The 19,275-nt window shown below is 62.7% G+C and carries 26 protein-coding genes; 10 read left to right on the top strand and 16 right to left on the bottom strand.

Going from position 1 to position 19,275, the window contains the following annotated elements; translation table 11 throughout:
• Positions 1-2: 2 nt before the first annotated feature.
• From ACZ9IU_RS10475 to ACZ9IU_RS10485, 3 genes are read right to left on the bottom strand one after another with little or no spacing between them, the layout of a single operon-like run.
• Positions 3-707, bottom strand: a complete 705-nt coding sequence (locus tag ACZ9IU_RS10475; RefSeq protein WP_038542711.1) for a TIGR02281 family clan AA aspartic protease — start codon at positions 705-707, stop codon at positions 3-5.
• Positions 704-925 (bottom strand): DUF1289 domain-containing protein, encoded by a 222-nt coding sequence (locus tag ACZ9IU_RS10480; protein ID WP_038542713.1) that lies wholly within the window; start codon positions 923-925, stop codon positions 704-706. The genes ACZ9IU_RS10475 and ACZ9IU_RS10480 overlap by 4 nt, the downstream gene beginning before the upstream one ends.
• A 19-nt stretch (positions 926-944) precedes the next feature.
• Positions 945-1,721 (bottom strand): adenosylcobinamide-GDP ribazoletransferase, encoded by a 777-nt coding sequence (locus ACZ9IU_RS10485; protein WP_038549139.1) that lies wholly within the window; start codon positions 1,719-1,721, stop codon positions 945-947.
• A gap of 110 nt (positions 1,722-1,831) precedes the next feature.
• Between ACZ9IU_RS10485 and cobT the strand changes: the two genes are divergently transcribed.
• On the top strand, positions 1,832-2,851 hold the full coding sequence (gene cobT, locus ACZ9IU_RS10490; protein WP_038542714.1) for a nicotinate-nucleotide--dimethylbenzimidazole phosphoribosyltransferase: 1,020 nt from the start codon (positions 1,832-1,834) through the stop codon (positions 2,849-2,851).
• 7 nt (positions 2,852-2,858) lie between these two features.
• Positions 2,859-3,251 (top strand): diacylglycerol kinase, encoded by a 393-nt coding sequence (locus ACZ9IU_RS10495; protein ID WP_038542717.1) that lies wholly within the window; start codon positions 2,859-2,861, stop codon positions 3,249-3,251.
• On the opposite strand, the gene ACZ9IU_RS10500 is transcribed toward ACZ9IU_RS10495, so the two are convergent.
• From ACZ9IU_RS10500 to ACZ9IU_RS10510, 3 genes are read right to left on the bottom strand one after another with little or no spacing between them, the layout of a single operon-like run.
• Entirely contained in the window at positions 3,248-3,523 is a 276-nt protein-coding gene (locus ACZ9IU_RS10500; RefSeq protein ID WP_038542719.1) for a type II toxin-antitoxin system RelE/ParE family toxin, read from the bottom strand. The two genes, ACZ9IU_RS10495 and ACZ9IU_RS10500, sit on opposite strands and share 4 nt — an antisense overlap.
• Positions 3,520-3,750, bottom strand: a complete 231-nt coding sequence (locus tag ACZ9IU_RS10505) for a hypothetical protein (protein WP_038542721.1) — start codon at positions 3,748-3,750, stop codon at positions 3,520-3,522. Before ACZ9IU_RS10505 ends, ACZ9IU_RS10500 begins: the two co-directional genes overlap by 4 nt.
• 48 nt (positions 3,751-3,798) lie before the next feature.
• Positions 3,799-5,334: a sensor histidine kinase gene (locus tag ACZ9IU_RS10510; RefSeq protein WP_038542723.1), complete on the bottom strand. Its 1,536-nt coding sequence runs from the start codon at positions 5,332-5,334 to the stop codon at positions 3,799-3,801.
• Between the two features lie 162 nt (positions 5,335-5,496).
• Between ACZ9IU_RS10510 and ACZ9IU_RS10515 the strand changes: the two genes are divergently transcribed.
• The 5 genes from ACZ9IU_RS10515 (at position 5,497) to ACZ9IU_RS10535 (ending at position 8,508) form a co-directional block, all read left to right on the top strand.
• The gene (locus ACZ9IU_RS10515) at positions 5,497-6,021 is read left to right on the top strand and encodes a thermonuclease family protein (RefSeq protein ID WP_244447496.1); all 525 of its coding nucleotides are present in this window, start codon (positions 5,497-5,499) and stop codon (positions 6,019-6,021) included.
• Positions 6,018-6,683, top strand: a complete 666-nt coding sequence (locus ACZ9IU_RS10520) for a uracil-DNA glycosylase family protein (protein WP_080719152.1) — start codon at positions 6,018-6,020, stop codon at positions 6,681-6,683. The genes ACZ9IU_RS10515 and ACZ9IU_RS10520 overlap by 4 nt, the downstream gene beginning before the upstream one ends.
• Positions 6,684-6,731: 48 nt before the next feature.
• On the top strand, positions 6,732-7,220 hold the full coding sequence (locus ACZ9IU_RS10525; RefSeq protein WP_007771498.1) for an Lrp/AsnC family transcriptional regulator: 489 nt from the start codon (positions 6,732-6,734) through the stop codon (positions 7,218-7,220).
• A 102-nt stretch (positions 7,221-7,322) separates the two neighbouring features.
• Positions 7,323-7,739: an ester cyclase gene (locus tag ACZ9IU_RS10530; RefSeq protein WP_157885122.1), complete on the top strand. Its 417-nt coding sequence runs from the start codon at positions 7,323-7,325 to the stop codon at positions 7,737-7,739.
• A 16-nt stretch (positions 7,740-7,755) separates the two neighbouring features.
• Positions 7,756-8,508 (top strand): AraC family transcriptional regulator, encoded by a 753-nt coding sequence (locus tag ACZ9IU_RS10535; protein ID WP_051899704.1) that lies wholly within the window; start codon positions 7,756-7,758, stop codon positions 8,506-8,508.
• Here ACZ9IU_RS10535 and ACZ9IU_RS10540 read toward each other — a convergent pair.
• The 6 genes from ACZ9IU_RS10540 to ACZ9IU_RS10565 form a co-directional block, all read right to left on the bottom strand.
• Positions 8,505-9,194, bottom strand: a complete 690-nt coding sequence (locus ACZ9IU_RS10540) for a DNA alkylation repair protein (RefSeq protein ID WP_038542733.1) — start codon at positions 9,192-9,194, stop codon at positions 8,505-8,507. The two genes, ACZ9IU_RS10535 and ACZ9IU_RS10540, sit on opposite strands and share 4 nt — an antisense overlap.
• Positions 9,195-9,201: 7 nt before the next feature.
• Positions 9,202-10,107, bottom strand: coding sequence for an NAD(P)-dependent oxidoreductase (locus ACZ9IU_RS10545; RefSeq protein ID WP_498957795.1), 906 nt, complete (start codon positions 10,105-10,107; stop codon positions 9,202-9,204).
• A 72-nt stretch (positions 10,108-10,179) separates the two neighbouring features.
• A complete protein-coding gene (locus tag ACZ9IU_RS10550; protein ID WP_038542737.1) occupies positions 10,180-10,716 on the bottom strand; it encodes a GNAT family N-acetyltransferase in 537 nt (178 codons plus the stop codon).
• A gap of 17 nt (positions 10,717-10,733) precedes the next feature.
• Positions 10,734-11,144 carry a CopD family protein gene (locus ACZ9IU_RS10555; RefSeq protein WP_038542739.1) on the bottom strand — a complete coding sequence of 137 codons (411 nt, stop codon included), beginning with the start codon at positions 11,142-11,144 and terminating at the stop codon, positions 10,734-10,736.
• Positions 11,145-11,146: 2 nt separating this feature from the next.
• On the bottom strand, positions 11,147-11,701 hold the full coding sequence (locus ACZ9IU_RS10560) for a DinB family protein (protein WP_038542741.1): 555 nt from the start codon (positions 11,699-11,701) through the stop codon (positions 11,147-11,149).
• A gap of 159 nt (positions 11,702-11,860) precedes the next feature.
• Entirely contained in the window at positions 11,861-12,682 is an 822-nt protein-coding gene (locus ACZ9IU_RS10565) for a class I SAM-dependent methyltransferase (RefSeq protein ID WP_038542744.1), read from the bottom strand.
• 136 nt (positions 12,683-12,818) lie between these two features.
• Here ACZ9IU_RS10565 and ACZ9IU_RS10570 point away from each other — a divergent pair, with 136 nt between their 5' ends.
• Complete coding sequence (locus tag ACZ9IU_RS10570; RefSeq protein ID WP_038542746.1) at positions 12,819-13,541, top strand: DUF2270 domain-containing protein; 723 nt, start codon at positions 12,819-12,821, stop codon at positions 13,539-13,541.
• Positions 13,542-13,559: 18 nt separating this feature from the next.
• Here ACZ9IU_RS10570 and ACZ9IU_RS10575 read toward each other — a convergent pair whose 3' ends face one another.
• The 4 genes from ACZ9IU_RS10575 to ACZ9IU_RS10590 form a co-directional block, all read right to left on the bottom strand.
• Positions 13,560-13,823, bottom strand: a complete 264-nt coding sequence (locus ACZ9IU_RS10575; RefSeq protein ID WP_007764766.1) for an usg protein — start codon at positions 13,821-13,823, stop codon at positions 13,560-13,562.
• 151 nt (positions 13,824-13,974) lie between these two features.
• The gene (locus tag ACZ9IU_RS10580) at positions 13,975-14,805 is read right to left on the bottom strand and encodes an ABC transporter permease (RefSeq protein ID WP_038542748.1); all 831 of its coding nucleotides are present in this window, start codon (positions 14,803-14,805) and stop codon (positions 13,975-13,977) included.
• The gene (locus ACZ9IU_RS10585) at positions 14,802-15,584 is read right to left on the bottom strand and encodes an ABC transporter permease (protein WP_038542750.1); all 783 of its coding nucleotides are present in this window, start codon (positions 15,582-15,584) and stop codon (positions 14,802-14,804) included. The genes ACZ9IU_RS10580 and ACZ9IU_RS10585 overlap by 4 nt, the downstream gene beginning before the upstream one ends.
• A 120-nt stretch (positions 15,585-15,704) precedes the next feature.
• Entirely contained in the window at positions 15,705-16,484 is a 780-nt protein-coding gene (locus tag ACZ9IU_RS10590) for an ABC transporter substrate-binding protein (protein WP_038542752.1), read from the bottom strand.
• Here ACZ9IU_RS10590 and ACZ9IU_RS10595 point away from each other — a divergent pair.
• Together ACZ9IU_RS10595 and ACZ9IU_RS10600 are read left to right on the top strand one after the other, a co-directional pair.
• Entirely contained in the window at positions 16,483-16,716 is a 234-nt protein-coding gene (locus ACZ9IU_RS10595; protein WP_498957146.1) for a hypothetical protein, read from the top strand. The genes ACZ9IU_RS10590 and ACZ9IU_RS10595 overlap by 2 nt on opposite strands.
• A 78-nt stretch (positions 16,717-16,794) precedes the next feature.
• Entirely contained in the window at positions 16,795-19,230 is a 2,436-nt protein-coding gene (locus ACZ9IU_RS10600; protein WP_498957148.1) for an OmpA family protein, read from the top strand.
• Positions 19,231-19,275 lie beyond the last annotated feature (45 nt).

A 19,275-nucleotide genomic window follows, 5' to 3' on the forward strand; every position in this document is an offset into this window, starting at 1 on the left:
CCTCAGTCCCGCAGCCTCAGCTCGTCAGTCTGCATCTGCAGGGAGCCTAGGGTGGAGAGGAAGCTCATGCCGAGCAGGCTTTCGCCGAGCCTTCCGTCTTCCGCGACCATCGCCCGGACGTTTTTCCGCACGATCGGGCCGATGGCGATTTCGTCCAGCCGCACCCCCGCGGCCATTGCTCGGCCGTTGGCGGTCATCACCGAGACCGAATAATTGAGGCTCTGCGGATTGAGGCCGATCGCGCGGGCATCGTCATAGGAGAGAACCACGGTGCTGGCGCCGGTATCGACTAGCATCGGCAGGACCTTGCCCTGGACCCTGACATTGGTCTGGAAATGGCTGCCCTGGGTCTTGTGGATGATCACCTCGTTGCCGCCTTCGCTGGTCGTCACCACCACGGCGGTACCGGGCAGCAGGCCAGCAGTCACCCTTGCGGCGACATTGCTGGCGTCGTCACGATAGAGATAGGCGGTGACCAGCCCGAGGATGATCAGCAGCCAGATGGCGATATTGCGCAGCACCTCACCGGCATTGCCGCGCCGGCCGGCGAGAATCCCGGCGGCGAGCAGGCCGGCGATCGGCAGGAGGTAGATGATCTGGCCGAAATCGTCGTTGTCGATGCCGAAGGTCTGCCCGGCATCGTGGTTGAAGATCAGCAGCGCCAGGCCAATGCCGAGGACGATGAGAATGCCGGTGAGCGCGTTCATGCGGTGTCGCGTTCCCGGATTATGCGCTGCCGGCGGGTTTCCCGACGCGGCCGGCGCTCGACGGTTTCAAGCCGTGCGGGGAGTGTTTCCATCAGCACACGGCGCTCCGCATCGGTATAATCCGTCCAGGCGGCTATCTCTTCGCGCGTGCGTCCGCAGCCGAAACAATAGCCGGTCTTGAGGTCGATCGAACAGACGAGGGTGCAAGGCGAAATCATGCGTCAGTATATCGGGGTTTCAGGCGGCAAGAGCAAGAGTGGCGAGCATGGCGATCTCGCTCAATTGTTGAGTAGCGCCGATCGTATCGCCCGTGTGTCCGCCGAGTTTCTGGCGCACGAAACGGGTGAAACCGAAACCGGCGAGTGCCGCCAAGATCAGCGACAGCAGCACTTTCGGCAGGCCGAGAACCGGAACGAGAAGGACAAGCGCGATGGCGGCGCCGGAAAACAGCGCGATATTGCGGGCGCCGTCCTCCGGAAATCCGGCGCCTGCCGCGACACCGTTTTCCCGGGCTGATGGCAACGCGCGCCAATGGGCGACCAGGATCGCGCGGCTGACGGCTGCAACGGCAAGCACGGCGAGCGCCGCCGTGACGGCATCGTCGCGGAAAAGTGCGGAAAGCGCCGAGGCCCGCAGGCCGAAAGACAGGACCAGCGCCACGGCGCCATAGGCGCCGATGCGGCTATCCTTCATGATCAGGAGCGCGTGGTCCTTGTCCCGTCCCCCGCCGAGACCGTCCGCCGTGTCCGCAAGGCCGTCCTCGTGGAGCGCGCCGGTCACAAGCGTCAGCAACGCAAGCGCAATCAGGCTGACGAGCAGCGGATCACCGGACTGCAGGAGCAGAAGAACGAGGGCCGGCACGATCGCGATGATCAGCCCCGCGACGGGAAACGCCCGCACCGCCCGCGAAATCGTGCCGTTATGGCCGCGGAAAAAACGGTCCGGCACCGGCAGACGGCTGAGGAACCCGACCGAGCGGGCGAGGTCCGCGATGAATTCCGTTGCGTTTGGCAGTTGTTCCTCCGATCCGACCCGACTATGAGTTTGCGCACACAAGCGCGATTTACGGGAAAAGACAAGTTTTCCCGCCGCGAGACGAGACCGAGACACAAGAGAGACTTTCCATGAGCGTGAGCGGCCTGCCTTTCGACGATTTCCGTGTCCTGCTGCAGAACCTTCCCGGACCGGACCCGCGGGCGCTGGTGGCGGCGCGCGAGCGCGATGCGCAGCTGACCAAGCCGCCGGGTGCCCTGGGGCGGCTTGAGGAAATCGCCTTCTGGCTGGCCGCCTGGACGGGCCGAGCGCCGGCCGTCAACCGGCCGCTTGTGGCGATCTTTGCCGGCAATCATGGCGTTACCCGCCACGGCGTGACACCGTTCCCGTCATCCGTCACTCAGCAGATGGTCGAAAATTTCGCAGCCGGCGGTGCGGCGATCAACCAGATCTGCGTCACCCATGACCTCGGCCTGAAAATCTTCGACCTGGCGCTCGATTACCCGACCGGCGACATCACCAGCGAGGCGGCACTTTCGGAACGCGACTGCGCGGCGACCATGGCCTTCGGCATGGAGGCGATCGCCGGCGGCACCGATCTTCTCTGCATCGGCGAAATGGGCATCGGTAATACGACGATCGCGGCTGCCATCAACCTTGCGCTTTATGGTGGCGAGGCGGAGGACTGGGTCGGTCCCGGCACCGGTTCTCATGGCGAATTCATGGAGCGCAAGATCGCCGCGGTGAAGGCTGCCGTCGAATTCCACAAGGATCACCTGAGCGATCCGCTGGAAATCCTGCGCCGCCTCGGCGGCCGCGAGATCGCTGCGATCGCCGGCGCGATCCTGGCTGCGCGCGTCGAAAAAATCCCGGTCCTGCTCGACGGTTATGTGGTGACGGCCGCGGCCGCGATCCTCAAGGCCGCCAATCCGGCAGCGCTCGACCACTGCCTGATCGGCCACGTCTCCGGCGAACCGGGACATCTGCGTGCGATCGAGAAGCTCGGCAAGACGCCGCTTCTGGCCCTCGGCATGCGGCTCGGCGAGGGGACCGGTGCGGCACTTGCGGCTGGCATCGTCAAGGCGGCCGCCGCCTGCCATTCCGGCATGGCGACGTTCGAGCAGGCCGGCGTCAGCAACAAGAGCCACTGAGCCCCGGATGGAAAAGACGCCGCTCGACAGCAATATCGAAAGGGCGACCGGCATCCGCCGGGTAATTGCTGCCTTCCGTTATTCGATGCAGGGGCTGGTGCGCCTGTGGCAGGAAGAAGCCTTTCGCCACGAGGTGATCGCCTGTGCGGCGGCCGTCGTGATGTTTGCGATCGTCGGCGCTGGTGCTTTCGACTATTTCGTCTTGGCCATCCTGATGCTGGTGCTGTTTGCGGTGGAATCGCTGAACACCGCGATCGAGGAGCTGGTCGACCGCATCTCGCCGGAAATCTCCACCGTCGGCCGCCACGCCAAGGACCTCGGCTCGTTCGCGGTCTTTTGCCTGCTCTGCGCCAACTGGTTTTTCGTGCTTTATGTGGTGGTGCGGAGCGTTTGGAATTAGGCGCTTTTGCGTGCCGAGTGGAGGAAGCGGGTCACGACGACATTGTCGCCGGTAACCCGATACAGCATGACGTAAGGGTAAGGCGCTAGGGTAAGCCTTCGCGTGGACGGTTTGGTCGTCTTGCGGCCTGCACGCGGCTGGTGACCAAGCAGGTCAATGGCCTCGGAAATTCTTTGCGAGACGCTTTCTGCGCCGGATGGAGACCGCTCGCGGATATAGGATAGGGCTTTATCGATCTGTCGGGACGAAAGTGCGGTAAAGCGCACGCTCATCGAAGATATTTCGCGAGAATGGTACGGACTACTTCCTCGCCGACTACTTCCCCGCGTTCAATCTCCCGATCGGCCTCTTCCAGATCGGCTTCTTCCTCCGGCGTAAGCTGATAGACGTCTCCATCATCTTTGCCCATGAAGCTTAGAAGAATCTCGGCGATCTCGTCCTGCATTTCAGCAGGCAGTTCTTTGGCTGCTTCGATGGCGCGGTCGAGAAGTTTGGTCATGGCCACATTATGCACCGAAACAGTCCGGTGCAAAAGAGGTCGATCGCCTCAGGCGAAGCTCTTGCGACGGCGGGCGACCGTCTGGGCGTCGGCAACCGCCGGCACGCTCTGCAGCACGCGCGTCGCGGGAAGGATGGCAATCGCTTCGGTGCCCTCGCGCAGCTTGGAGCGCAGGATGAACTGGCCGTCGTGCTTGGCAAGGATCGCCTGGACGATCGGCAGACCGAGGCCGGTGCCCTGTTCGGCGCTCTTGATGGCGATCGAGCCCTGGCCGAAGGCCGACAGCACAACCGGGATTTCCTCTTCCGGAATGCCGGGTCCGTTGTCCTTGATCGCTACATACTGGCCACCACCGGCTGTCCAGCCGACCTTGACGGTCACCTCGCCGCCCTGGGGCGTGAACTTGACCGCATTCGACAACAGGTTCAGCAGGACCTGCCGCATCGATTTTTCATCGACCCAGACCTGCGGCAATTGCGGTTCGAACTGCTGGCTGATCGAGATGTTCTTGGCGCTGGCGCGCAGCTGCACCATGCCGATGCAATCCTCGGCGATCTCCAGCAGCGACAGCGATTCCTCGGCGAGGTCGTAGCGGCCGGCCTCGATGCGCGACAGGTCGAGGATTTCGTTGATCAGATTGAGGAGATGCTGGCCGGAACGGTGGATGTCGCCGGCATATTCCTTGTAGGTCGGGTTGGCGAGCGGACCGAGGACCTCGGAACTCATGACTTCGGAGAAACCGAGGATGGCGTTGAGCGGCGTGCGCAGCTCGTGCGACATCGAGGCGAGGAACCGGGATTTGGCAAGGTTGGCCTCTTCGGCGCGGCGGCGGGCTTCGTCCGACATGGATTTCGCCACTTCCAACTCGGCGATCAGGTCGTCCTTTTCCGACTGATAGGACATCAGCGTCAGGTTGGAGCGATAGAGCCGGTCGGCGATATAGTGGAAGAAGACGACCGCGATGGCGCAGATCGCGATCATGCCGATATCAAGCACATTCCGTGTCAGGATGGCCGTCGCAAGCAGCGCCAGGATCATCGGCAGGAAGCCGAACAACACGCCGAGCCGCAGCATGAAACTGCTCATAGCGGTGATCGAGATCGCGAAAAGGAGAACGGCACCCTTGTAGAAATAATAATTGTCGCCCGAACAGGCATTGCAGTTCTGCAGCGCAAAGAGCGCCCAGCCGGTGCCGACGATCAATTGTGCCGCGAGCAGCCTGCGGCGCCATTTCTGGACGTCGCCCGAGCCGATGTCCTTGCGGCTGGCGCGACGGGCGATCAGCACGTTGATTGCATGGACGCTGAACATCAGCAGCGCCCAGGCAAAAAGATTGGCGTTCGGATTGAGGTAGACTCCGATCGCCGTCACCACGACGATGAAGATCGGCATGACCGATGCGCCCTGCAGCACGGAATTGACGTGCATGGCGATCATGTCGCGGTCGAAGATCTGATTGCCCTGGGAGCTGGACTGCAGGCGTTCACGCGTGGCGCGCACGGCTTTAGAGACGGCCTTGTTACGGTGGCCGCGCGAGCGATCAACGATGTTCTTGTCGGTCGATGTGCTGACGCCGCTACTCATGGCCACTGAACTGATACCCCGGGTGTTGAGAGAGTATGTCCAAATCCTTAAGAGAGTACTGCCGGGAAAGGTTTTGTTTGCCATTTTCCTGAAGCTTCCGTTTTCCAATAAGGCTGGATTGTGGCTCGAACGTTCAGGGTTTTTCGCGATGGCGCGTTTCTCGTGGCCTTCTTCATCCTTCTGGTGCTGATTGCCGCCAAGCTGGACGAGGCAGCCGACAGCGTCCTCCGCGGCTCGTTCTACGTGATCGACGGCGATACGCTGGCGGTGGGCGGCGAGCGCCTGCGGCTGCAGGGTATGGATGCGCCGGAACTCGACCAGACCTGCGAAGACGGCCGCGGCAAACCATGGGCTTGCGGAGAAGAGGCGAGACGGCTGCTGATGCGCCTCGTTGCCGACGGTAAGACGGAATGTCTCGGCCGCGAGCGCGACAAATATCGTCGGCTTCTCGTCCGCTGCCATTCGGGCACGACGAGCATCAACGGCACGCTGGTGCGGCAGGGTCTCGCCGTCGCCTCGGGACGTTATGCGCAGGAACAGGTGGCGGCGCGGCACGAACGGCAGGGACTGTGGGCCGGCCGGTTCGAAAGCCCGCGTGACTGGCGCGCCAGCCGCGGCAGGATGGACGATGTCAGCCTGGTGGAGGCATTTTGGGATTGGATGAAACGGGTGACGGCCTGGCAATGAGCATGGATGACATCGCCGATGGCGGGGAAGATATCGGCGGGCTGGCCGGCGCGATCGCGGCCTGCCGCATCTGTCGCGACGCGCCGGCGAAAGGCGGCGGCGACCGTCTGCCGCATGAGCCGCGGCCGGTCGCCGTGCTATCGAAGACGGCGAGGGTGCTGATCGCCGGACAGGCGCCGGGGCTTCGAGTGCATGAAAGCGGGCTACCGTTCAACGATGCTTCGGGAAATCGGCTGCGCGACTGGATGGCCGTCACCCGCGACGAATTCTATGATCCGGAAAAGTTCGCGATCGTGCCGATGGGCTTCTGTTTTCCAGGCTACGATGCCAAGGGCAGCGATCTGCCGCCGCGGCTCGAATGTGCGCCGTTCTGGCGATCCCGGGTGATCGCAGCGATGCCGCAGATCGAACTGGTGATCGCCGTCGGCGGTTATGCGCAGGCCTGGCATCTGGGGAGCCGGCGACGCAAGGGCATGACGGAAACGGTAGAGAACTGGCGAGACTATGTTTTCGCCAACCAGGGGCCGAGAATCCTGCCGCTGCCGCATCCGAGTTGGCGCAACACCGGCTGGCTCAAAAAGAATCCATGGTTCGAGGCGGATCTGCTGCCGGTGCTGCGACAGCATGTGGATAGCTTGATACGGGAAACAAATTTCGGTTAACTGCCACGAATTCGGTGTATAACGAAAAATCATTTCGAAAGGACTCTGATGGACCGCCTCGACCGTAAGATACTGCGCATTCTGCAGGAAGATTCCACTCTGGCCGTCGCGGACCTTGCGAAGAAGGTCGGCCTGTCGACCACGCCGTGCTGGCGCCGTATCCAGAAGATGGAAGAGGACGGCGTCATCCGTCGCCGTGTGGCGCTGCTGGATCCGGTCAAGGTCAATACCAAGGTCACGGTATTCGTCTCCATCCGCACCGCCAGCCACTCGATCGAATGGCTGAAGCGGTTCTCGGAAGTCGTCGTCGATTTCCCGGAAGTCGTCGAATTCTACCGCATGAGCGGCGACGTCGATTACCTGCTGCGCGTCGTCGTGCCGGACATCGGCGCCTATGACGCCTTCTACAAGCGCCTGATCGCCAAGATCGAGATCCGCGACGTTTCGTCGGTGTTTGCGATGGAGCAGATCAAGTACACGACCGAACTGCCGCTCGACTACATGATGCTGGACAACCAGAAATCGGGCGAAGAATAATTCGCCGTTTGGCGGATCGGGATCATTTTCTGGCAGGACGGGCCGAGTTGAAACGGCCCGTTTGGTTTTATCTGGGTTTCATCGAAACAGATGGAGCTCGACATGCAGGACCAGGCCAAGGCCAATAAAGCGATCATCCGCGGATATATCGAAGAGATCTGGAACCGTGGTCTGATCGAGCGCTTCGAAAACTTTTTCGCAGCCGACTATCAAGAGGCCACCTATTCGCCGGCCAATTCCGAAGGACACTGCGCCATGGTGGCGGTGCAGAAGCGGATCATGCCGGATGCCGTCTGGTCGATCGAGCGGATGACTGCCGAAGACGATAGCGTCATCTGCGAGCTGACATTGCGCGGCACGCACCAGGCGGCTTTCAAGGGCGTCGAACCCTCCGGCAATCCCATCCGCGTGCGCGCCTACCGGAGCTTCGTCCTGAAGGACGGAAAGATTGTCCATCATTCCGCATTGCTCGACACCGCCGAACTGCTAAAGCAGATGCGGGGACAGCAGGCCGCATAGGGCAAATCCGGCAGCGATGGCGACAATTTCTCATGCCTATCATCGGGTGTTTGACGAGCCGTTCGAGATCGAACGGGCCTTCGATGCCGATTACCTGCTTTACGCGTCGACCGGCACCTTCGTTCTCGATATCGGCGACCGCCGCTGGATGCTGCCGCCGCAAAGGGCTGCGCTGATCGCACGGGGAACGGTGATTGCGGTGCGCAGCAATGGGGCGGCCACAGCGTCCTCGGTTCTGTTCGGCGATCGCGAATTCGAAGCGCCGCTACCGGCCTGCCGGGTCTTCGGTCTTTCCGATCTGGCGCGGCAAATGATCCTGCATGTCATGCGTTGGGATACGGGGCGCCCCTCATGCGACGAAACCGCGAATGCCTTCTTCAAGGCGCTCGCATCCGTTGCAGCGGGTCTGGCGGCGGACGAGGACGAGACATGGTTGCCGAAACCGCAGTCGCCGGGCATGGCGGTCGCCGTCGCGCGGATGCTGGAAGATCTCGACCGGGATCTTGATTTTGGCTCCCTTGCGGAGGCGTCACGTCTTTCGGAGCGGACGCTGTCACGGCGATTCGACGCAGAACTCGGCATGAGTTTTCGCGATTTCCGGCATCGGGCGCGGATGGTGAGGGCCAAGGAGATGCTGCTTGCCGGCCGGGAGCCGATCACGGAAATCGGCCTCGCCTGCGGGTTCGAAAGCACGAGTTCCTTCATCAAGGCGTTTCGGACCTTTGCGGGCGCGACGCCGCGGCAATACCGGGTGGGTAAAGCCGGCTAAGCCTTCAGTCGCGCCAGAAGCTTCTCGCCCGACAATTCCTTCACTGCATCCTTGCCGATCCAGCGGGCAGTCTTGTCCCGCGAGGCGGTAAGTTTTTCGGCAAGTGCCAAGGCCGGCGCGTGGCAGGAGCGGTTGCGTTTGCCGATATTGCGGAGCGCCCAGTTGACCGCCTTTTTGACGAAATTGCGCGGGTCGGCGGAATGCGCCTCGATCAGCGGCAGATAGCTGATGAAGGTATCGTCCGGCTCCTGTTTGCGGTGCACGGCGGCGCCGGCGATCATGGCAAACGCGGTGCGGCGGACGAATTCGCGGTCGTCCGCGGCGAAATCCGCAACCAGTTCCTGCCAGTAGGGCGTTTCGGTCAAAAGGTCGGCGGCGGTGTCGACGATTTCCCATGAGGCAAAATCCTCGGCCCATCCGCGCGCCTCGGACGGCGTCAGCGCGGCGGGATCGGCGGTATAGATCGCCAGCATGCGGGCTTCGCGGATGCCGGTGCGCCAGAGGTCCAGCGCCCGGCCGTGATCGCGTTTGACGGCCCGCGCGATCTTCTGCAGGTCGGGATTGGAAATGCCGATCGCCCGGTCGGTGACAATGCCGAAACGGGCCATGCCGGAAATGTTCTCCTCCGAGCGCAGCGTTTCGAGATGCGCGATGAACCCGGCGACGTCGGAGGAGGGGCCGATCATGGCCGGCTTATTTCTTTTCGAGCCGGGCGAGCAGCGAGGACGTATCCCAGCGCTTGCCGCCCATAGCCTGCACGTCGCCGTAGAATTGGTCGACGAGGGCCGTGACCGGCAGCTTGGCGCCGTTGCGGCGGGCTTCGGTCAGCACGATATCGAGATCCTTGCGCATCCAGTCGACCGCAAAACCGAAATCGTATTTGCCGGCATTCATGGTCTTGTAGCGGTTTTCCATCTGCCAGGAGCCGGCCGCACCCTTGGAGATCACCTCGATCACCTTCTCAATGTCGAGGCCGGCCTGCTTGCCGAAATGGATCGATTCCGCGAGCCCCTGGACGAGGCCGGCGATGCAGATCTGGTTCATCATCTTGGTGAGCTGGCCAGCGCCTGCCGGACCCATGAGGCCCACCATGCGGGCATAGGCGTCGATCACCGGCCTGGCCTTCTCGAAGGTCGCTTCGTCGCCGCCGCACATGACGGTGAGCACACCATTTTCGGCACCCGCCTGGCCACCGGAAACCGGTGCGTCGACGAAGCCGACGCCTTTTTCCCGGGCCGCGGCATCGAGCTCGCGGGCGACTTCGGCGCTGGCGGTGGTGTTGTCGATCAGGATGGCGCCCGGTTTCATGCCGGCGAGAACGCCGGTCTCGGTGGTTGTCACCGAGCGGAGATCGTCGTCGTTGCCGACGCAGACGAACACGAAATCGGCATCCCTGGCCGCTTCGGCCGGCGTAGCGGCAGCCTTGCCGCCGAATTTTTTCGCCCAATCCTCGGCCTTGGCAGCCGTGCGGTTATAGACGGTGACGTCATGGCCGCCCTTGACCTTGAGATGCCCGGCCATGGGATAACCCATCACCCCGAGACCGATGAATGCCACTTTCGCCATGCTGAACCTCCAGAATTTTGTTGGGCAGAGGATTAGAGCAAAGAGGACCTTCGGAAAAGCGCAGTTCGGTGAAAAGCGCAGATTTTGGTATCCGGCGCGGGTCGCTTATCCGTCTGCGGCGGCCAATGCGTAGCGGCACTGCCGGATGTTTTCTCCGCGCGGCCGCGAAAAGCGGTCGACGGTATCGATATAGTGAAAACCAAGTTTGACGAGGATGCGTCCGGAAGCCGGGTTGTCCTCAGCGTGCCCCGACTTCAGGATCGAAAGCCCGATCTCCTCGAAGGCGAAGCGGATTGCCGCGCGGGCCGCTTCCGACGCATAACCGAAACCCCAGGCGGACCGCTCGAACCAGTAGCCGAGTTCTCCTTCGCCATCGGCAATCTCATCGATATCGACAAGGCCCACCATGCGGTTTTCGACTTCCACGGCAAAACGGTAGGCTTCGCCGGCGAACCATTCCCGCTCGTGATCGGAAAACCACGCCTCCGTCGTCGGGAGGTCCGGCGGAAAGGCGGCCATGCGCAGCATGCGCGTGACCTCCCAGTCGGACTGGATTTCGAATGCGCGACCGGCATCGGTGCCCGTCGTCGGCCGAAGCAGAAGCCGTTCGGTCTTCAGCGGGCGACGCGGGGGGACCGGCATCGGTTTGCCGCCGCAGCTCAGAACGGCTTGATGACCGCAAGCGCGACGATAACGACGACCGAGCCGAGGATGATCGGCAGGCCTGCGCGCACGAAGGCCGGCGGGTCGAGATGCGGATCTGCTTCCATGCGGCGCATCCAGGCGCCCTGCATGCCGTGCAGAGCCGACAGCATGATGACGATCAGGAACTTGAAGCCGAACCAGCCGGACGTATAAAAACCGTAGCCGAAGGCGAGCCACAGGCCGAAAAGCCAGGCACCGCCGAGTGCGGCCGTGGTGACGGTGCGGTCGTATCTTCTGAGCGCCGAGATGACGCCGGTGCGGATCGTCGGCGGCACCATGCCGATGACGAAGGCGTTGATCAGCATGCCGCCGATCAGCAGGAAGTCGGACAGAATGTGCAGGGCCTTGATGATGAAATACAGCATGGTCAACTCCAGATCATGGCTTCGGTGAAGCCCAGTTCGGCAAAATCTTGTTGTCTCAATTGGTCTTCGCCCGTGCAGAAGAACTCGTCGAGCTGCGGCGGTTGAACGGTGGTTCCCGACAGCATGGCGTGAACCTGGCCGCGATGATGGATCTGGTGCTGGAAGAGATGCATCAGCAGCCGGTCGGCAGGCTCGACCTGCACGAAAGTGTTCCGGGGAATCCGGATCTCCTCGGCGACCGTTTTCTCATCCAAGCGTCGACAGTGATCGATGAGGCGGCGGTCGGCGGCGCGCTGTTCGCGATCGAGATCGGCAAAGAGCGGACAGGGAATCTCCGGCTCGAAGGCGGCGGGACCGAGGCAATTGCCTTCGAGCGCGCTGATATAGAGCCAGTCGACGGTCAGGATATGGTTGAGGGTATGGATGATAGACGGGAAGAAGCTGACCCGCGTCGCATCCAGCTCTTCGCGCGAAAGCTCTCCGCAGGCTTTCAGCAGCCGGTGGTTGGCCCATGCGTTGTTATAGGCCTGGGCAAGAAGATAGCGCTGCGCCGTCATCCGAATCCCTCCGTTGCGGAGGGCAAACTACCGATGAAGAGGGACGATGAGAAGATGGTTCGCGAACACTAGGATGATTTGGACGCTTGGTCGTGCTCGGCGCCTATCATCACCTGTGACGGCGCCGAGAACTGTCATTGCGTTCTCAACCTGAGGTTGTCATGACTTTACAATCAGCCGCGCGATCACCAGATGGCCCGGCGTCGGGTTGCCGTCCTGCATCCGCACATTGATGTCGGAGATTTCGAGAAGTTCGAAGCCGGTGGCCGTGAGGCGTTCGCGGATATAGGTTTCCGAATGGGCGAAACGCTGGTGGGGGCCGACGATGTAGGGCCGGCCGGCAAAAGCTTCCGGGGAGAGGGTCTCGGAAGAAAAGACGAACAAGCCGCCGCGCGCCATGTTTTCTGCCGCGCCGAAGAATAGCGGTTCCAGCGCGCCAAGATAAGGCAGCACGTCGGTGGCGGTCACCAGGTCAAAGGGCTCGTCGTCGTTGTCTTCGAGGAAATCCTCGACTTCGGCCACGTAAAGCGTCTCGTAGAGATCCTTTTCGTGCGCGATTTCAACCATGTTCTCGGAAATGTCGATGCCTGTAATATCGTCGACCATGTCGCGCAGCGTGCCGCCGGTAAGCCCGGTGCCGCAGCCGAGATCGAGCATGCGCTTGAACGGCCCGAGCTTCAGCTCCTGCAGGCGCTGGCGCACGATGACGGGCACCGCATAGCCCAGCTGCTCGACGAGAATGTCCTCGAAGCTTTCGGCATGCTGGTCGAACAGGGTTTCGACATAGGCGTCCGGCGCCTTGGGGGGCGTCTCGCCGCGGCCCATGGCCGCGATGCGGACGGCGGCACCGCCGTGGTCCTCGGGATCGAGCTCGAGCACCTGCTCGTAGGCCTTGACGGCTGCGTCGATATCGCCCGCCTTTTCCAGCGCCAGCGCGTGGTTATAGGCCTCTGCCAGGGCTTCCTCGTCGATCTTCTTCATGGCCAGCGTCCTTCTTTTCGCAGGCGGCTTTAAGCCGATAGCCGGCATTTGTCCATCAGGGGGAACGCGGCGGGTGCTCATTCGTTGAGAGGTCAAAGCAGAACGGCTTTTTGAGAAACACCTCCGGGAGAAGGTCATGCCAGCCGATGAGGGCAAAAGCGTGCTGGAGCAGAATGTCGAGCGGCGCGCGCCGTCGCTGCCGATGACCTCCGCCGAAAAGGCCAATGTGATCATCCACTATTACCGCGGCGAACTCGGGCGGATGACCAGCTGGCGCGACCGCATCGACCGCACCTCGAACTGGTCGATCACGGTAGTGGCGGCGCTGCTGTCGGTTTCGCTGTCGACGCCGACATCGCATCACGGCGTGGTTCTGTTTGCGATGCTGCTGATCTCGCTGCTTCTCCTGATCGAAGCGCGGCGCTACCGTTTCTTCGACGTCTACCGCGCCAGGGTTCGCAAGCTGGAACGCCATTATTTCGCGCAGGCGCTTTATCCGCAGGCGGACCTCAAGCCCGACTGGGCGCAGGCGATCGCCACGAGTCTGCGCAATCCCTGTTTCCTGATCAGTTATCGCGAGGCGCTGTTTCGCCGGGTGAGGCGCAACTACGTCTGGATGTACGCCATCCTGCTGATGGCGTGGCTTCTGAAGATCTCGACGCCCAAACTCCTGCCCAACGATACTGAGGCGGATGTCGTCTTTTCATGGTCGGAGGCGGTCAATAACGCCGCGCTCGGTCCGCTGCCGGGGTGGAGCGTGATTGCGCTCGTCGCGCTGCTTTATGCCGCCGTGATTGTCTCAGCCCTGCATCGCGAGCCGGACGACGGCGAATTCGCCCATGGCGAAGTGCACGTCTGAAACGCGAGGCTGCCGTTTTTAGTGCAGGATGATCTCGCCCTTGACGGCCCGCCATTCGCTGGCCGAGATCAGCTTGCGGTGGACATAGCGGACGGAATGCAGCGGTCCGTCGAGCTTTTCCTGCCAGAATTTGAGAAAGCCGTTCATCTCGGGGAAGTCCGGGGCGAGATCGTAGTTCTGCCAGACATAGCTTTGCAGCAGGGCCGGATGGTCCGGCAGGCGGTAGAAAATCTGGGCGGTCGTCAGCCCGTAGCCTTTCAGCATCATTTCCATTTCAGACATGCAAGCAGTTCCCGTTTGTTGTTTCGAGGTGACGTCGTTGCGTCACCCGATAGGAGAACATGCCATGTTTAACCGAAGCTTTACAATTCCACCTTAAGAGCACATTCGTGATAATTTACAGTATGTTAGCAGCCATTTCGCCTGAGTGCTGCTAACGCTTCAGATGGCGCGTCAGGCGCGCCTCGATGAAGGCCCAGAGATGCCGCAGCGCTTCGACGATGGCGAGGTAGAAAATCGCCGCCCAGAGATAGGTCTGATAATCGAACGTGCGTGAGAAGGCGTAGCGTGTCTCGCCCATGAGATCGAAGACGGTGACGATCGCGACGACGGCCGATCCCTTGATCAGAAGCACGATCTCGTTGCCATAAGGGCGCAATGCGACGATCAGCGCCTGGGGCAGGATGACCTTGCGGAAGGCGTTGCGTTTGGAAAGGCCGAGCGCGGCCGCACCTTCGTGCTGGCCGCGCGGTACGCTTTCGATCGCGCCGCGCAGGATTTCCGCCTGATAGGCGGCGGTGTTGAGCGTCAGCGAGAAAAGGCCGCAATACCAGGCTTCGCGAAAGAACCACCAGAGGTCGACGGATTCGAGTTGCGGCTTAAAGCTGCCGAGCCCGTAATAGATCATGAACAGCTGGGCGAGCAGCGGCGTGCTGCGAAACACGTAGACATAGGCATAGGCGAGGCCGTTCAACGCCTTGTTTCTCGACATCCGGGCGAAGGCGATCGGTGCCGACAGCACGGCACCCAGGATGACGGCGAGGCCGACCAGCGAAATGGTGGTCCAGAGGCCGTGGAGGTAGCGCGGGCCGTAGCGTAGGAATTTATCCTCGTTCCAGCCGCTGATCATCATGAAGACGAGTGCGATCGCAAGGGCTGCCCAGACAAGCAGGACCAGGATGCCGGCAATACGCGCCGGCGCCAGCTGCCTGCCGATCAGGGCCGGAGGTGCGCGTGGCGGGATCAGTTCCTTGACGTAACTCATCGACGGCCCTCCGAACGTTTCGCCCAGCGCTCGATGAAGCCGAGCCCGACGGACGAGACCATCGCGAGGATCAGATAGAGCAGACAGGCGATTCCGTAGAAGAAGAAGGCTTCCTTGCTGACACGCGCGGCAATGCCGGTCTGGCGCAGGATATCGGCGAGCCCGATGACCGAGACATAGGACGTGTCCTTCAAGAGGATCAGCCAGAGATTGGTGAGGCCGGGCAGGGCGATGCGGATGAGCTGCGGCAGGATGACGAGAAGCATGGTGCGCGAGCGGTGAAGACCGAGCGCATCGCCCGCCTCGTACTGGCCACGCGGGATCGCCCTGAAGGCCGACAGCAGGACCTCGGAGGAATAGGAGGAGAAGACGACGGCGAGCGCCGCCATGCCGGCGAAAAAGGCGTTGATTTCGACGCGCCCAGCGTACCCGAAGGAGGCGAGCACGGCCTGGATGAGGATCTGCAGGCCGTAATAGACGATGAACAGGGTCAGCAGTTCGGGCAGGCCGCGGAAGATCGTCGTGTAGATGCCGGCGGCAAGCCTCAGCAGCTTTTCCTCCGACTGTGCGGCGAGCGCGATCAGGAAGCCGATGACCAGCCCGACAGGCAACGTGGCGAGCGCGAGCGTGATCGTGACCTTGACGCCGAAGGCGATCTCGTCGCCCCAGCCGGCCTCGCCGCAGGCAACGATGCTACCGGAACCGAACAATGAAAAAAGCCCGACGGGCCCGCAAAGCGGATCCAGCGCCGAAAGGAGGGCGGAAAAGAATCCGCTCATAAGGTCGTTTTCCCCTGCGGCCTTTTTGTGTGCCGCTTTTGTCTTGTATTGACGCCATTAAAAAGAAAAACGGCGGAAGGGCAAGCCTCCCGCCGGGCGTTAACCGGGTTCTCCGGTCGATTACTTGCCGTAGGCGTCGAAATCGAAATACTTGTCGTTGATGGCCTTGTATTTGCCGTTGGCGCGGATCGCGAGGATCGCGGCCGAGAACTTGTCGGCCAGCGCGGTTTCGCCCTTGCGGACCGCAATGCCCGCACCTTCGCCATTGATGTCGACGTCGATCGGCAGCGGGCTGAGGATCTTGCAGCACTTGCCGGCGTCCGACTTGATCCACTGCGACAGCACGACGATATCGTCGATGACGGCATCGATGCGGCCGTTGGTGATGTCGAGCTTGTATTCGTCGGCAGTCGGATAAAGCTTCAGCTCCGAGTCGGGCATATGCTTTTCGGCATAGTTCGAATGGGTGGTGGAGCCCTGTGCGCCGATCGTCTTGCCCTTGAGGCCGGCGGCGGTCGCTTCCTTGATCGGCGAATCCTTCGGGACGGCGATGGCCGGTGGCGTGTTGTAATATTTCTTCGAGAAGGTGACCTGCTCCTTCCGCTCCGGTGTAATCGACATGGAAGCGATGATGGCATCGAATTTCTTCGACTGCAGCGCCGGGATGATGCCGTCCCAGTCATTGGTGACGAAGGTGCAGGTGACCTTCATTTCGTCGCAGAGCGCCTTGGCGATATCGATGTCGAAACCGGTGAGCTGGCCGTTGGCTTCCAGGTTGTTGAAAGGCGGGTAGGCGCCTTCGGTGCCGATCACGAGTTTCTCCTGGGCCATCGCCGAACCGGCGAAAAGCGACAGGGCGGCGATCGAGGCGGCAGCAAGGAATCGGGTGGAAATGTTCATGTTGATCCTCTCTGTTGGCAACCCTGCGGTGTTGGTCTTTTTCGGCCGCAGGAAGACGGGGCACGCATGCAGGCGCGCCCCGAATGGATTTTTAGATACCCGCTCGCAGAAAATTGCAACGGCATTTTACGTGCACGTCTGCCTGGGTTTTGCCGATGAACAATACATTCATGCGAGGTTCAGGCCGTCGGCAACAGGCTGCAACGGAACCATTTTGGTGCAATACAGTTGAGCCGCCGCGTAAGTCCGCCGAAAAAGGCAATAAAGGACGCGCATGAAAGGGATGACACCCCTAGAAGAGGAAATGTCCATGTCGAAAAAATTCAGACTGTTCGCCAGCGCCGCAGCACCTCTCATATCGCTGCCGCTGATGCTTCAGCCGGCCGGTGCCGCCCCCTTGAGACCCGCTTTGGAGATGAGACCCGCCATCGAGGCCGGCCGGATGCCGGGCGTCATCGAGGTGCAGCAACAGGTCATCATTCCTCCGGATGCGCAGGAAGGCGAGGGACAGCAGCGCCCACGCCGCAAGCCCCAGGAGGGGCAGCAGCAGGCTCCGGCCGAACGGCCGCAAGCGCCGCCCCAGGCTCAGCAGCAGGAACAGCCGCAGCGCCAGCGCAAGGCTGAGCCGGAAGCCGCCCCCCGTGAGGCTGCGCCTCGCGAAGCCGCTCCTCGGGAAGCCGCGCCGCGCGAAGCTGCCCCCCGCGAAGCAGCACCACGCCAGGCGCCGCAGGCCGAGCGTCCGGCAGCCGAGGCGCCCGCGCAGGAACGTCCGCGCCGCCAGCAGCAGGAGACCGGCCAGGGGCAGGGCGGAAACGATGCTCAGCCGCGCCGCCCGCGCGAGCAGCCGACCCCCCCGGCCGAGCCGCCGGCCGCAAGGGAAGCCCAGCAGCCGAAGGCAGCTCCCGCTGAAAAGCAGGCCGAAACGCCGAAGCCGGAACGGCCGGCAAGCAATCGCGCCGCGACGCCGGAAGCCGCACCCGAGGCTCCCGCTCGCCGCGATGCCCAACAGCCGAAGGAAGCGCCGGCCGGGAAGCAGGCAGAAACCCCGAAGCCGCAGCCACCTGCCACCAATCGTGCGGCGACGCCGGAAGCAACACCCGAAAAGCCGGCCAGCGGCAATGCCCAGCAGCCCAAGGCAGCTCCCGCTGAAAAGCAGGCCGAAACACCAAAGCCGACACAGCCGCCGGCTACCGATCGCGCCACGGCTCCGGGAGCAGCACCCGAAAATCCGGCTCGCGGCAACGCAACGGGCCAGGCGCCGGGTCAGGTCCCAGGACAGGCTCCGGGCACCGGAACCGCGCAGGACAGGCGCAACCAGCAGCCGCCGGCAAATGGCCAGGCCGCTCCGGGCCAGCCGCCTGCCGGCGAGACGCCGCGCCGTCAGACGACCGAAGGACAGCCGGTGGTGCCTCAGGGTCAGCAGGTGCCGGGCCAGCCGCAGGGCCAGCAGGCGACTGGCGCTCAGCCGGGCGCCCAGCCGACCGCGCCCCAGACGGCAACCACGCCTCAGCAGGTCGAGCGCGCCAAGGAGCTTGCCAAGGATCCGGCTGCGGCCAAGAGCGGTGAACAGGTCGTATTGCCCGTTCAGAATGGTGCCGCCGTGCTCGACAGCGCCAAGGAGGCGCCTTCCGCACGTCCGTCACGGGATGGAGAGCGTCCGCGCCGTCAGGCTCCGCAACAGGCCGACCAGCAGCAGCTTGCACCGCCGAAAACCGATGCAGAGGCTCAAGGCAGCACGCGTGCCACCCGCGAGCAGCTGCAGGAATTTCGTCAGCTGTCGGAAGAGCGCGGCCAGCGCCTCGACCAGCGTCCGCAGTTCGAACGGCCCCGCGGTTGGGATTTCCGCGACGCAGCCGGCCTCGGCGGCAGCCGTGACCGCAACGGCGATCGCGACCGCGATGGCGGCCGCGTGATCATCTCGATCGACAACCAGACCGTCGTTCGCCATGACGACAGCCGTCGTTTCTACAACGATCGCGATCGGGCGCCGCAATACGAGCAGCTCCGCGATGGCCGCGTGCGCGAAGTCATCGTGCGCGACGACGGGACGCGGATCGTCACCGTCCGCAACAGCTATGGCGAGATCGTCCAGCGCTCGCGAATCGTCAGGGGCGGCGAGGAATACGTGCTCTATTATTCGCCGGAGCTGATGGATAACCGCCGCGGCCGCGACTACGTCTGGCGCGATCCGGGCGACGACCTGCCGCCGATGCGGCTGAGCGTGCCGCTCGACGACTACATCATCGATACCTCGACCGAGCCGGACCGGGATTATTACGAGTTCCTGGAACAGCCGCCGGTCGAGCGGGTCGAGCGGGTCTATTCGCTGGACGAGGTGCGCTACTCCGCCCGCATCCGCGACAAGGTGCCGCGTATCGACCTGGATACGATCACCTTTGCAACCGGCAGTGCCGAAATCCCGATGAACCAGGCGAGCTCGCTGCGCAAGGTTGCCGACGCGATCAGCAAGGTTCTGAAGCGGGATCCTTCCGAAACCTTCCTGATCGAAGGTCATACGGATGCGGTCGGTACAGAGGACAGCAACCTCGTCCTCTCCGACGAGCGCGCCGAAAGCGTTGCCCGGGTGCTGACGGACGCATTCGGCATCCCGCCGGAAAACCTGGCGACCCAAGGTTACGGCGAACGTTACCTGAAGGTGCGCACCGACGGTCCCGAACAGGAAAACCGCCGCGTGACCGTGCGCCGCATCACCCCGCTGGTCAAACCGGTCGCTTCGAATCGGTAGCGATCTCGGACACCTCAAACCAAGCCGCCGGAGCGATCCGGCGGC

Source organism: Mesorhizobium sp. USDA 4132 (genome assembly GCF_056279545.1).

What these genes read in the sequence shown, in the direction of transcription:
- ACZ9IU_RS10475 (WP_038542711.1), bottom strand. Translation starts at nt 707, where the DNA reads ATGAACGCGCTCACCGGCATTCTCATCGTCCTCGGCATTGGCCTGGCG.
- ACZ9IU_RS10480 (WP_038542713.1), bottom strand. Translation starts at nt 925, where the DNA reads ATGATTTCGCCTTGCACCCTCGTCTGTTCGATCGACCTCAAGACCGGC.
- cobT (WP_038542714.1), top strand. Translation starts at nt 1,832, where the DNA reads ATGAGCGTGAGCGGCCTGCCTTTCGACGATTTCCGTGTCCTGCTGCAG.
- ACZ9IU_RS10495 (WP_038542717.1), top strand. Translation starts at nt 2,859, where the DNA reads ATGGAAAAGACGCCGCTCGACAGCAATATCGAAAGGGCGACCGGCATC.
- ACZ9IU_RS10500 (WP_038542719.1), bottom strand. Translation starts at nt 3,523, where the DNA reads ATGAGCGTGCGCTTTACCGCACTTTCGTCCCGACAGATCGATAAAGCC.
- ACZ9IU_RS10505 (WP_038542721.1), bottom strand. Translation starts at nt 3,750, where the DNA reads ATGACCAAACTTCTCGACCGCGCCATCGAAGCAGCCAAAGAACTGCCT.
- ACZ9IU_RS10510 (WP_038542723.1), bottom strand. Translation starts at nt 5,334, where the DNA reads ATGAGTAGCGGCGTCAGCACATCGACCGACAAGAACATCGTTGATCGC.
- ACZ9IU_RS10520 (WP_080719152.1), top strand. Translation starts at nt 6,018, where the DNA reads ATGAGCATGGATGACATCGCCGATGGCGGGGAAGATATCGGCGGGCTG.
- ACZ9IU_RS10525 (WP_007771498.1), top strand. Translation starts at nt 6,732, where the DNA reads ATGGACCGCCTCGACCGTAAGATACTGCGCATTCTGCAGGAAGATTCC.
- ACZ9IU_RS10530 (WP_157885122.1), top strand. Translation starts at nt 7,323, where the DNA reads ATGCAGGACCAGGCCAAGGCCAATAAAGCGATCATCCGCGGATATATC.
- ACZ9IU_RS10535 (WP_051899704.1), top strand. Translation starts at nt 7,756, where the DNA reads ATGGCGACAATTTCTCATGCCTATCATCGGGTGTTTGACGAGCCGTTC.
- ACZ9IU_RS10540 (WP_038542733.1), bottom strand. Translation starts at nt 9,194, where the DNA reads ATGATCGGCCCCTCCTCCGACGTCGCCGGGTTCATCGCGCATCTCGAA.
- ACZ9IU_RS10550 (WP_038542737.1), bottom strand. Translation starts at nt 10,716, where the DNA reads ATGCCGGTCCCCCCGCGTCGCCCGCTGAAGACCGAACGGCTTCTGCTT.
- ACZ9IU_RS10555 (WP_038542739.1), bottom strand. Translation starts at nt 11,144, where the DNA reads ATGCTGTATTTCATCATCAAGGCCCTGCACATTCTGTCCGACTTCCTG.
- ACZ9IU_RS10560 (WP_038542741.1), bottom strand. Translation starts at nt 11,701, where the DNA reads ATGACGGCGCAGCGCTATCTTCTTGCCCAGGCCTATAACAACGCATGG.
- ACZ9IU_RS10565 (WP_038542744.1), bottom strand. Translation starts at nt 12,682, where the DNA reads ATGAAGAAGATCGACGAGGAAGCCCTGGCAGAGGCCTATAACCACGCG.
- ACZ9IU_RS10570 (WP_038542746.1), top strand. Translation starts at nt 12,819, where the DNA reads ATGCCAGCCGATGAGGGCAAAAGCGTGCTGGAGCAGAATGTCGAGCGG.
- ACZ9IU_RS10575 (WP_007764766.1), bottom strand. Translation starts at nt 13,823, where the DNA reads ATGTCTGAAATGGAAATGATGCTGAAAGGCTACGGGCTGACGACCGCC.
- ACZ9IU_RS10580 (WP_038542748.1), bottom strand. Translation starts at nt 14,805, where the DNA reads ATGAGTTACGTCAAGGAACTGATCCCGCCACGCGCACCTCCGGCCCTG.
- ACZ9IU_RS10585 (WP_038542750.1), bottom strand. Translation starts at nt 15,584, where the DNA reads ATGAGCGGATTCTTTTCCGCCCTCCTTTCGGCGCTGGATCCGCTTTGC.
- ACZ9IU_RS10595 (WP_498957146.1), top strand. Translation starts at nt 16,483, where the DNA reads ATGTTGATCCTCTCTGTTGGCAACCCTGCGGTGTTGGTCTTTTTCGGC.
- ACZ9IU_RS10590 (WP_038542752.1), bottom strand. Translation starts at nt 16,484, where the DNA reads ATGAACATTTCCACCCGATTCCTTGCTGCCGCCTCGATCGCCGCCCTG.
- ACZ9IU_RS10600 (WP_498957148.1), top strand. Translation starts at nt 16,795, where the DNA reads ATGTCGAAAAAATTCAGACTGTTCGCCAGCGCCGCAGCACCTCTCATA.